We start from the raw sequence: 11,811 nt of genomic DNA on the forward strand, positions 1-11,811 counted from the left end.
ATGGATTACAGTCGACGAAGTTTTTTGCGAGAAATCACGACGGCCTCACTTGGTGCGGCAGGCGCTTACTGGTTGCCGACATTGGCTCCTGAAAAGACAGCCGGGAACAAGGCATTTGATGCCATCCCCCAAGAAGGGAGAGTTCTTTTTCAGGGAGACTCCATCACGGATGCCGGGCGGGATCGTGAAGCGGAGGCAGCCAATACAGGCCTTGGCAGAGGCTATGCCTTCCTGGCAGCGGCCCAGCTGAGAAAGACCCTGGCCGAGCGCAATGTCCAGTGCTTTAATCGGGGTATCAGTGGTCACAAAGTGTTTCAGCTGGCGGATCGCTGGCAGACGGATACCTATGATCTGGATCCTGATCTTCTGAGTATTCTTATTGGCGTCAATGACTTCTGGCATACCCTCAATGACTATGATGGCACGGTCGAGGTGTATGAGCGGGATTTCAGAAACCTCCTTATCCAAACCAGGGAACAGCTGCCGGACGCCCGCCTGATCATTGGAGAACCGTTCGTAATTCTTGAAGGATCTGCTGTGAGTGAGGAGGAGTGGATGCCCGACTTCAGGGAATACCAGCAGGTGGCTAAGGAGATTGCCATGGAATTTGAGGCCGGTTTCATTCCCTATCAATCCGTCTTTAATGAAGCTTCCAAGCATGTGGAGTCCACCTACTGGACGGCAGATGGGGTGCATCCCACGCTGGCGGGCTCGCAGTTAATGGCGGAAGCGTGGCTGCAGACCGCCCAGCGCCTCTAAGTTTTTGAAACATCGCTTCGGCCGAGAGGTACAGGCAAGATAGATGTTAAAGGGCAACCTTCATGCCTTCCTGGATATCGTGGGATACGCAGTAGCCGGCGTTAACCTCTATAACATACTGAGCCGGTTGGCTGGAGGTCAGGTTTTTTTCGGAAAATGGCTGGGTGCTGTGGTGGATGCGCACGATCTCTTTGTTGGCGTTGACAAAAATGATGTCGAGAGGGAGGGGCGTATTGGCCATCCAGAAACTGCGCGGCTTGTTTTCATCGAAAATGAACAGCATCCCCTTGGAGGCGGGCAGGTTTTGTACATCCATCAGTCCCTGGCTCCGTTCCTTGTCATCATCTGCGAGGGCGGCCTCGATCGTTGAAATCGTATCTCCCTGGACCGTTAAAAAAGAAACGGTCGTTACATACTCAAGCGTGCGACTCCCGCGGCTCCCATTTTCGGGCTTAGGATCGGGTTGGTCCGTAGATTGAGAACAGCTTCCGATCGTGAGAGCAAGGGATGCTGCGACAATAGCTGGTAACAAATATTTCATCAGGTATTTGATATGTATTTTTAGGTTTCTGGCCGGAAGGAATGGCGTACGGCATGATAAAAATATTTAATAACAAATGGAATCTGTTGACTTTGTCCCGCCCATGGCATTAATAATATACTAATATCCACTCATAAACCGTTATTCCTGCGTTGCCTGCAGGCGCACTGGTCTTGATCACAAAGTGCAGGGTTGTTTTTTTAGCGGATTAACGGTATCTTTGATTGCTTTAAGTGAGCGCCGAAAGGTTCTCACTTTTTTTTGTACCTGTAATCACGAAAATTGTGTCAAACAACGTAATAGATAAAATTTCTGAGCTGGCGGAGTCCGTACTCTCGACCACTGATTTTTTTCTGGTTGATGTAGAAATCAAAGGCGGGGATATCCCTGAAATATGGGTTTCGGTCGACGGTGAAGAGCGCGGCGTTAATATGGATGAATGTGCTGAAATAAGCAATGAGCTCAGCTTCCTGATGGAGGCTCATGACCTTTTTTCCGGCCGCTACCGCATCAATGTATCCTCGCCGGGGTTGGATCGTCCGTTGGTTGACCGGCGGCAGTATCCCAAGAACAGGGGGCGTCGCGCACGCGTTTCCTACAGGCAGGACGGAGAGGACCTGAAGGTGGAAGGAACCCTGCAGGATGTTTCCGACAAAGGCATCGTGGTTAAGATAAATGAACAAACGACCGTGGAGCTGCCTTTTGATGATCTGGTAGAAACAAAAATTATTCCTTCTTTTAAATAACTTTAAGCAGATAGGAGCTTACTGATGTCAAACAACGTATCGAAACAGATTATTCAATCTTTTGCCGAAATTGCAAAGGATAAAGATATTGACAAAGATTTATTGTTGTCCATACTTGAGGATGTTTTTCGGACGATGATCCGCAAAAAGTATGGTTCTGACGAGGCCTTTGAAGTTATTTTGAATGCTGACCGGGGCGAGATTCAGATCCTGCACATCCGGGAAGTGGTGCCTGCCGAGGAACTGACTGACGAAGTACAGGAGATTACCATTGAGGAAGCCCGGAAACATGATCCAGACCTGGAGCTCTACGATGAGTTTGCCCAGGAGCTTTCCATTCAGGATTTTGGCCGCCGAGCCGTTATGATGGCCCGACAGCAGCTGGCCCAGCGGATCCGTGAGATCGAAAAAGACAATATCTTTGAAGAATATTCTGACCGTGTGGGTGAGATTGTACTTGGAGACGTCTATCAGATTCGAAGCCGGGAGATGCTGGTGAACCACAATGGCGTGGAACTGGTACTGCCCAAGCAGGAACAGATTTACAAGGATCGTTACCGCAAGGGGGATACGATCCGGGCAGTTGTGAAGGAGGTTAAGCGTTACAACGGCAACCCGTCGGTTATCATATCCCGGACGTCTCCACTGTTTTTGGAGCGGTTGTTTGAAAACGAAATTCCCGAAGTTTTTGACGGTATTATTGATCTGGTGCGTATAGCCCGTGAGCCCGGCGACCGCTCCAAGGTGGCTGTGATGTCGCACGATGAGCGGGTTGATCCCGTCGGGGCCTGCGTAGGTATGAAAGGGATCCGTATCCATGCCATTGTGCGTGAGCTTCAGAACGAGAATATTGATGTCATCAATTACACCGATGACAAGTACGAATTTATCAAGCGGGCCCTGCAGCCCGCCAAGGTATTGAGCGTGGATCTCAGTGAAGATGGCAAACTGGCCAAGGTGCTGGTGCCGGCTGATGAGGTATCCAAGGCGATCGGCAAGGGCGGCGTGAACATTCGTCTGGCATCAAAGCTCACAGATTGCGAAATTGATGTCTACCGTGAGGTGGAGGAAGAAGACGATATTGACCTGCAGGAATTTGAAATCGATTTCGGACCCGAGGTCATACAGCTTCTTCACGACATTGGTTGTGATACGGCCCGACAGGTTCTGGAGCTCGATGAGGAAGAAATAGTCCGCCGAACGGAAGGGAAGATCACTGATGACCAGGCGGAGCGCATCATCGATATTATTGCATATGAATTTGAAGATGAGGAGTAAGAAGGAAGGGAACTAAGATTTCTCTTCAGCGAGTTTTACCTTATACTTACAGGGGAAGGCTTCAAGACTCCCATCGCAGTTAACATACGAAATATACTTTACAGAAATACATTTATATGTCGCCAAACGATAAACCCAAACGGTTATTTAAAGTTGCATCCGAATTCAACGTATCTACCTCTTCGATTGTAGGTTCGCTATCGGATCAAGGCTTTGAAGTGGCCAATAAGCCGAATACCAAGATCACACCTGAAATGTATGAGGTGCTGGAAGAGGTATACGGCGTAGACAAAGCCAATAGCCAGCAGCATGAAAAAGCCAGGGAGGAATATGCCAGTCGACGTGACCAGATTCGGGCCAGCCGAAATGAAAGTGTTTCAATAGAAGATACGCTTGAGCCGTTGGAAGAAGAGCTTCCGCTGGAACCGGAGGATGAGGAGCCGGAAGAGATCGCCGGACTTACACCCCTCGACGAGTCTGAGGAAGAAGCGGAAGGGCAGCCGGAATTGGAGCCCGAAGAGCCGGAAACAGTTGAAGCCGAAGAAAAACCGGAACCTGTCGAAGAAAAGTCCAGGGAAGAAACGACGGCTGAAGAGGAATCTGTGGAAGAACCCGCAGTGGAAGCCGGGGAAGAAGAAGTTCCTGATGAAGCCGAAGAGGAAACCGAAGTTGCAGCGGAAACCGGGGAGGAACCGGAAGATGAGATCGAAGAGGACGAGGAGTTCGAGGAAGATGAAGAAGCGTACGAAGATGAGGAAGCCTACGAGGATGAAGACGAAGAGGAGGACGAAGAGTTCGATGAAGACGAAGAAGAGTACGAAGAGGAGGACGAAGAGTTCGAGGAAGATGAGGAAGATGAGGAAGATGAGGAAGATGAGGATGAAGAAACGAAGGAAGAGGGCGTAATCCGTGGACGCGCAGGACGCTTGAAGGGCACCAAGGTTGTAGGAAAAGTCAAGATTGATGAGAGCAAGCCCAAACGCCGTAAGAAAAGGAAGCGCAAGAAAGATCGCCGTGAGGATGATTCTGACAAGGGGAAAAAGAAATCCAAAAAGAAGAGTAAGAAGAAAAAGTCTCGCCGCCGCAGCAAGCGTGTTGACGAGGAGGATGTAGAACAGAAAATGAAAGAGACACTGCGAAAAATGCAGTCGTCTGAAACGGTTGGAAGCCGTCGTCAGAAACGCCGTCGCCAGCGTAAGGAAGAACGCGAAGAGGAAGAGCAGCTGCAGGCGGAAATGGAAGAGCTGGAAGAAAGTATCCTGGAAGTGGCCGAGTTCATTACGGTAAGTGATTTGGCCGAGCTGATGGGTGTGAAAGCGAATGAGGTGATTACAACCTGCATGAACCTGGGTATGATGGTTTCCATCAACCAGCGTCTGGATGCCAGCACCATTGAACTGGTGACCGAAGAATTTGGCTACGAAGTGGAGTTTGTCGATGCGGATGAAGCAATTGAGGAGATACAGCTGGAGGAGGATAGTCCGGAAGATCTGGAACCGCGGGCGCCCATCATTACTGTCATGGGGCACGTTGATCACGGAAAAACATCATTGCTGGATTACATTCGTAAATCACAGGTTGCCGAGGGCGAAGCCGGCGGGATTACCCAGCACGTTGGTGCATACGAAGTGCAGACGGATGACGGAAGACCGATAACTTTCCTGGATACCCCGGGACACGAGGCATTTACGGCCATGCGATCGCGTGGGGCCCAGGCAACCGATATTGTTATTTTGGTGGTGGCCGCGGACGATGCGGTCATGCCGCAGACGATCGAGGCTATCAACCACGCCAAGGCCGGAGGGGTTCCCATCATCGTTGCTATCAACAAGATGGATAAGCCGGGAGCAAATCCGGACAAGATCAAGCAACAGCTGGCCGAATACGATGTTATTGTGGAGGAATACGGAGGGAAAAACCAGGCCGCCGAAGTTTCCGCAAAGACCGGTGAGGGAATTCCTGAACTGTTGGAGAAAGTCCTGATTGAAGCCGAACTGATGGAGTTGAAGGCTAATCCAAATCGTACGGCCAACGGGGTGGTACTGGAAGCCCGTGTAGACAAAGGAAAGGGTATCGTTGCTAATGTGCTGGTACAGAATGGAACGCTGGAGGTAGGCGATGCTTACGTGGCAGGTCCCTGTTTCGGTCGTGTTCGCGCCATGGAGAACGAGCTTGGAAACCGGGTTGAAAATGCCGGACCTTCAGTGCCGGTACAGTTGACTGGTTTCGATGATATCCCGCAGGCCGGCGACAAGCTGGTTGTGCTGGAGGATGAAAAGAAAGCCAAGGAAATTGCAAACCAGCGCCAGCAGATCCGCCGCGAGCAGGAGCTGCGCAAATCCAAGCACTTGACCCTCGACGACCTGTCGCGACGACTGGCTCTCGGTGAGGTTTCTGATCTGAATATTATTATCAAGGCCGATGTTGACGGCTCCATTGAAGCACTTTCGGGCGCACTCCAGAAACTCAGTAATGACGAGGTTTCTGTAAATATTATCCACACGGGTGCCGGCGCCATTACCGAGTCGGACGTATTGCTGGCCTCAGCTTCCGATGCTATTATCATCGGATTCCAGGTACGTCCTACCGCCAACGCGCGGGCCGTGGCCGATAATGAAGAGATTGATATTCGACTCTTCAGCGTGATCTATGATGCCGTTGACGAAGTCAAGGATGCCATGGAAGGCATGCTTTCACCGGAAATCAGTGAAAAACTGAGTGGAAATGCTGAAGTCCGTGAAATCTTCAAGGTTTCCAAGGTGGGAACCATCGCCGGATGTTACGTCACCGATGGCAAGATCAATCGGAATAACCCGGTGCGTGTGGTGCGTGATGGGGTTGTTATCTATGATGGCGAAATAGATGCGCTCAAGCGCTTTAAAGACGATGTCAAGGAAGTGCAAACAGGCTATGAATGCGGCATAAGCATTGTGAATTACAACGATATCAAAGTGGGGGATGTCATTGAGAACTACGAAATCGTCGAAGAGCGTCGTAGCCTCGAGGATGTAAGGGATAACGATTAATCTATCCATCTAACGCATAAGAATCTGGTATTGTCATGAGCATTCGCACCGAACGACTGGGGGCTGTGATTCAGGAAGACCTCGGTAAAATCATCCAGAAAAGCTATCAGTCAAGCGGTTCTTTCATAACGGTTACCAAGGTAGAGGTGACTCCTGACCTGCTGATTGCAAAGGTCCATCTCAGCGTCTATGCACCGGGCAAGGACGAGGATGCTATTTTTGATCACCTGCAGGAAAAAAAAGCAAGTATCCGCAAGGACCTTGCGCAGAAAATCCGGCACCAGGTACGCCGCATTCCTGAGCTTCTGTTCATTAATGACCAGACGGCCGAGTATGTAGAGAAAATGGAAAATCTGTTCCAGGAAATCCGCCGGGAACGAGAAGAGCGCCATGGTGATGAGGAACAGTAGTGAAAGCCATGGCCGGCGCAAGCATGTGATCCCCGATCTAAACAGCTAACAGATGTATTGATGCGATGGCTGAGCTCATTTTGCTGAAGAATGTGAAACGAAACTCCAACACCGTTCTGACGGTTGGCACCTTTGACGGAGTGCATGCCGGACATCGTGCCATTCTGGACACGGTTGTTGAAAAAGCGAAGGAACGCGGGGCACGAAGCGTATTGGTCACTTTTGATCCCCATCCCAGGGACATTATAAACCCCGGTGATGCAGGTATCAAACTGTTGACAACTATCCAGGAGCGCTCAGAGATTCTGAATGAACTGGGCATCGACGAGATGGTGGTCATTCCCTTCGATCGAGATTTTTCTTTGCTCAGCTCCGAGGAATTCGTCCGCAATGTCATTTTTGAAAAGATTGGCGTAAGCGAATTTGTCATTGGTTATGACCACCAGTTCGGTCGGAACAGGGAGGGAACTATTGAAACAATAGAAAAGCTGGGAAAAGAGCTGGGCTTCGATTCCTATGTGGTTTCCCGGCGGGAGATCGGGGAGCAGACCGTAAGCAGTACGGCCATCCGCAAAGCTATTGCCGAAGAGGGCAATGTGGAACAGGCTTCCGATTTTTTACAGCGGCCATACCGGCTCAATGGGACGGTCGTACACGGGGACAAGCGGGGGAAGGAGATTGGATATCCCACCGCCAACATCAAGCCGGAACATCCAAAGAAAGTCATTCCCAGGGATGGAGTCTATGCCGTGCGAATGCGGGTCATGGGCAATTGGTTCAAGGGGATGATGAATATTGGCACCCGGCCTACCTTCGAAGGCAAGGTACGCACACTTGAAGTCAACCTCTTTGACTTTGACGAGAATATCTACGGAAAGGAGGTGCAAGTGCGCTTTTTTTACCGGATCAGGGATGAGCTCAAGTTTGATGGGGTCAATGAACTTTTACAGCAGCTTCAAAACGATGAACAGCAGGCTAAGGAATTACTTGCAGGGCATTAAATATTGCAAAGGATTTGTTAATAACTTATCTTTGACTGCTATTTAGTTTAGAAAAACAGGCAGTTTGAAGTAAAGCAAATTAGAACATAATTATCACATGGCGATAACAAAAGAACGCAAAGAAGAAATTATCGAAAAATTTGGCGGAACCAGCGACAATACCGGATCCTCCGAAGCTCAGATTGCAATTTTTACTGAGCGCATCAACGACTTGACAGAGCATCTAAAAGATCACAAGCAGGACCATGCGTCCCGACGTGGTTTGTTAAAACTGGTAGGGAAAAGAAGAAAGCTACTCAATTATCTCAAGAAGAAAGATATTGAGAAATATCGGGAGCTCATCAGTGAGCTGGGAATTCGCAAGTAAGCAGACGTAGGGAGGCACGCTCAAAACGTGCCTCTTTGTTATATAATTTAGTTAGCATTTCGTGTGGTAAATCCTTCATCTACCTTTTTGTTGGTATTGGAAATATAGCCATTCCACACATGTTGAAGAGATGACAGCATTTATCAAATTTAAATTGAACAGATATTAATATGAAAGAAGATTTTAGAAGTGTAGAATTTGCACCCGGGAAATCACTATCCATCGAAACCGGCCGTATCGCCAAACAAGCAGACGGGGCAGTGGTTGTTCGTATGGGGGATACCATGGTATTGTGTACCGCCGTCAGTGCCAAAGAACCTAACCCGGGACAGAGTTTTTTCCCGCTTACAGTCGATTTGCGTGAGAGTTTCTCAGCGGGGGGTAAGTTTCCCGGCGGATTTATCAAACGGGAAGGACGCCCCAACGATAAAGAAATTATATCCAGCCGGTTAATTGACCGCAGCCTTCGGCCCCTCTTTCCGGATGGCTACCGCTGCGATACTCAGATTATCTGCTCAGTCCTTTCCTCCGATGGAGAGCACAACGGCGATGTTCTGGGTGGTGTAGGAGCTTCGGCAGCACTCCATATTTCGGATGTGCCATTTGCCGGACCGATTGCCGAGGTCAGAGTAGGTCGGATTGATGGTGAGTTTGTTATTAATCCCACCATCAGTGAAATGGAGAACAGTGACATTGATATGGTCATTGGTGGTACGGCCGAAAGCGTTCTGATGATGGAAGGGGAAATGGAAGAGATCTCAGAGAAGGAGATGCTTGATGCCATCAAAGAAGCACACAAAGCCATTAAGAAACTCTGTGCATTTCAGGAAGAGCTGCGGGAGGAATTTGGCAAACCCAAACGGGAATTTGTTCCCGATCCCGTCGACGAAGACCTTGAAACCAGGGTACATGAACTGGCGGATGAAAAAATTCGAGAGGTTGTAAGTACCGGGCTGGGCAAAGAGGACTACGGCGACAAGCTGGATGAAGTCAAAGAAGCCGTGGTTAATGAGCTTACGGAACAGGAAGAATATGCCGAGGAAGGCGGAACGATTAAAGAGATTCTCAGCAAAATTGAGAAAGAGGAGCTTCGCAAGCTTATCCTCGAAAAAAATCGCCGTATTGACGGGCGATCCCCGGAAGATATTCGCGATATCTGGACACAGGTTGGCTACTTGGCCCGAACCCATGGTTCAGCAATCTTTACCCGTGGAGAGACCCAGGCGCTGGTTTCGGTAACACTGGGAACCAAACAGGATGCCCAGGCTATCGATACCCTGCTGACCGAGGAGGACAAGACGTTTTTCCTTCACTATAATTTCCCCAACTACAGTGTCGGTGAAGCAGGATTTATGAGAGGGCCGGGCCGACGTGAAATTGGTCATGGACACCTGGCGGAACGATCCATCAGTAAGCTGATGCCTTCTTTTGATGAGTTTGGATATGTGATACGGGTGATCTCGGATATCACAGAATCCAATGGTTCTTCCTCAATGGCTTCGGTCTGTGGAGGATCAATGGCTCTTATGGATGCGGGCGTGCCGCTTAAGAAGCCGGTAGCCGGCATTGCAATGGGAATGATTGTCGGAGATGACAAATCTGTTGTACTCTCCGATATCCGCGGTGAAGAGGATTTCATGGGCGACATGGACTTCAAGACTGCCGGAAGCCGCGATGGCATCACTGCTTGCCAGATGGATATGAAGGTCAGCGGTATCTCCTATGAGAAACTGGAGGAAGCTCTGGAACAGGCCCGCGAGGGACGCATGCACATCCTGGGTAAAATGGAAGAATCCATCTCTGAACCGAGTGAGCATATTTCTGAATTTGCTCCGCAGTTCATTAACATGGAGATTGATGCCGATGAAATCGGTTCCGTTATTGGACCGGGTGGAAAAGTGATTCAGACCCTGCAGAAGGAGACAGATACCGAGATTTGGGTAGAAGAGGATGAGGAGCGCAATAAAGGTAAGATTACGATTACCGCGGACGCCCTGTCCAAGGCCGAGGAAGCGAAGAAGCGTATTGAAGGCATTGTCGGACACCTCGAAGAGGGAGCGACCTATCACGGAACGGTGAAGGCCATTAAAGACTATGGTGCTTTTGTTGAAATTGTACCTGGAAAGGACGGCCTTTTGCATGTTTCTGAAATAAATCACAGCCACGTTAAAAATGTGAGTGATGTACTGTCGGTAGGCGATGAGATAGACGTTAAACTGCTCAAGATTGAGCACGGCAACAAGCTGCGTTTATCCCGTAAAGCACTGCTTTCCAAAGAGGACGAAGAGTAACTTTATAGCTTCTCTTTCCAAGACATCCAGTATAATAAAGCGCCATCTCGTGTTGCGGGATGGCGCTTTTTTTAACCCTATATTATGAAATATGAGTCAACAAGATCAACAGCAGGACCTGGTTAACAAGACGGAACTCGATAATGGCCTGACCATTGTAACGGAACATTTTGAAAGTGTGAAAAGTGTGTCTGTGGGTATCTGGGCAAAAACCGGGAGCCGCAACGAAACACCCCGGCAGTCGGGAGTCACCCATTTCCTGGAGCATATGCTTTTTAAGGGTACAGAAACACGCTCCTCCTACGATATTGCCATGAGCATGGAGTCGGTGGGGGGCTATCTGAATGCTTTTACCTCATCCGAGTATACCTGCTATTATTCACGCTGCCTCAATACTCAGCTTGACCGCGCCCTGGATGTCCTTTCTGATATGGTCCTCCATCCTTCATTTCCGGAGGAGGAGATCCGGAAAGAGAAGAAGGTTGTCATTGAAGAGATGAAGATGTACCGTGACAGCCCGAATGATTTTCTTTTTGAACAATTCGTGAGTCATGCCTTCCAGGGCCATCCTCTCGGCCAACCTACGCTTGGTTTTGAAGACACAGTGTCTGCTTTCAGCCGTCAGGACCTGTACGACTATATGGAGGGGCGCTATCAGCCTTCCAACCTGCTGCTGGCGGTAGCAGGTAATGTAGAGCATGACCGGGTGGTAAGACTGGTGTCGGGGGTCTTTGAAGACATCCCTTCTGAGGGTTTGAAAGAGCTGGACCAGACGCTGCCAGACTATGAGATTGATCAGCTTGAATTGACAAAACCTATAGAGCAAACGCACCTGATCACGGGTCGCCGGGGCCTTGACTACAACCATGATGACCGGTATCGGCTGTTGCTGGCGAATACCGTGCTGGGCGGTGGAATGAGTTCAAGATTGCATCAAAATGTACGGGAGAAATATGGCTATTGCTATACTATTACCTCCTTCAATCAATCATACAGGGATACCGGTTTATACGGTATCTATGTGGGGACAGACGAAGACTATGTAGACCATGTACGTGAGCTTATCCAGGATGAGTTGGATAAACTGAAACAGGATCCAATCCCGGAGCAGGAGCTTGCAGAAGCAAAATCCCAGCTGAAAGGGAAACTGCTGCTTTCGCTGGAGAGCATGAGCAACCGCATGTCGCGGCTTGCCAAGAGTGAAATCTACTATAACCGTTTTGTCACTATGGATGAATTAATCCAGAAGATTGACGAAGTGCAGGCTGATGAAATTCAATATTTTGCGCAGGACTTTTTTGCCGGGGAAATGTTTTCTGAAGCTATCCTGTCTCCTGAGCACCAGAACTAATACCTTTTGCTTCATTATATAAAAGGATCCATCCCGGGATG

10 protein-coding genes are annotated in these 11,811 nt (G+C 49.3%); 9 read left to right on the forward strand and 1 reads right to left on the reverse strand.

What is annotated here, in order from left to right:
- Positions 1-759: an SGNH/GDSL hydrolase family protein gene (locus tag FN808_RS14225; RefSeq protein WP_142715276.1), complete on the forward strand. Its 759-nt coding sequence runs from the start codon at positions 1-3 to the stop codon at positions 757-759.
- Positions 760-805: 46 nt separating this feature from the next.
- Here FN808_RS14225 and FN808_RS14230 read toward each other — a convergent pair whose 3' ends face one another.
- Complete coding sequence (locus FN808_RS14230; RefSeq protein ID WP_142715277.1) at positions 806-1,300, reverse strand: DUF192 domain-containing protein; 495 nt, start codon at positions 1,298-1,300, stop codon at positions 806-808.
- A 284-nt stretch (positions 1,301-1,584) separates the two neighbouring features.
- Between FN808_RS14230 and rimP the strand changes: the two genes are divergently transcribed.
- From rimP to FN808_RS14270, 8 genes are all read left to right on the forward strand, one after another.
- On the forward strand, positions 1,585-2,046 hold the full coding sequence (gene rimP, locus FN808_RS14235; protein WP_142715278.1) for a ribosome maturation factor RimP: 462 nt from the start codon (positions 1,585-1,587) through the stop codon (positions 2,044-2,046).
- A gap of 24 nt (positions 2,047-2,070) precedes the next feature.
- Entirely contained in the window at positions 2,071-3,324 is a 1,254-nt protein-coding gene (gene nusA / locus FN808_RS14240) for a transcription termination factor NusA (RefSeq protein WP_142715279.1), read from the forward strand.
- Between the two features lie 116 nt (positions 3,325-3,440).
- Entirely contained in the window at positions 3,441-6,350 is a 2,910-nt protein-coding gene (infB, locus tag FN808_RS14245) for a translation initiation factor IF-2 (protein WP_142715280.1), read from the forward strand.
- A 35-nt stretch (positions 6,351-6,385) separates the two neighbouring features.
- Positions 6,386-6,760, forward strand: a complete 375-nt coding sequence (rbfA, locus tag FN808_RS14250; protein WP_142715281.1) for a 30S ribosome-binding factor RbfA — start codon at positions 6,386-6,388, stop codon at positions 6,758-6,760.
- Positions 6,761-6,825: 65 nt separating this feature from the next.
- Positions 6,826-7,761 carry a bifunctional riboflavin kinase/FAD synthetase gene (locus FN808_RS14255; RefSeq protein ID WP_142715282.1) on the forward strand — a complete coding sequence of 312 codons (936 nt, stop codon included), beginning with the start codon at positions 6,826-6,828 and terminating at the stop codon, positions 7,759-7,761.
- Between the two features lie 97 nt (positions 7,762-7,858).
- Positions 7,859-8,128, forward strand: a complete 270-nt coding sequence (rpsO, locus tag FN808_RS14260) for a 30S ribosomal protein S15 (RefSeq protein WP_142715283.1) — start codon at positions 7,859-7,861, stop codon at positions 8,126-8,128.
- 170 nt (positions 8,129-8,298) lie between these two features.
- Positions 8,299-10,419: a polyribonucleotide nucleotidyltransferase gene (pnp, locus tag FN808_RS14265; protein ID WP_142715284.1), complete on the forward strand. Its 2,121-nt coding sequence runs from the start codon at positions 8,299-8,301 to the stop codon at positions 10,417-10,419.
- Between the two features lie 91 nt (positions 10,420-10,510).
- Positions 10,511-11,770, forward strand: coding sequence for a M16 family metallopeptidase (locus FN808_RS14270; protein WP_142715285.1), 1,260 nt, complete (start codon positions 10,511-10,513; stop codon positions 11,768-11,770).
- Positions 11,771-11,811: the final 41 nt, after the last annotated feature.

The organism is Fodinibius sediminis (assembly GCF_900182555.1).
Lineage (GTDB): Bacteria > Bacteroidota > Rhodothermia > Balneolales > Balneolaceae > Fodinibius > Fodinibius sediminis.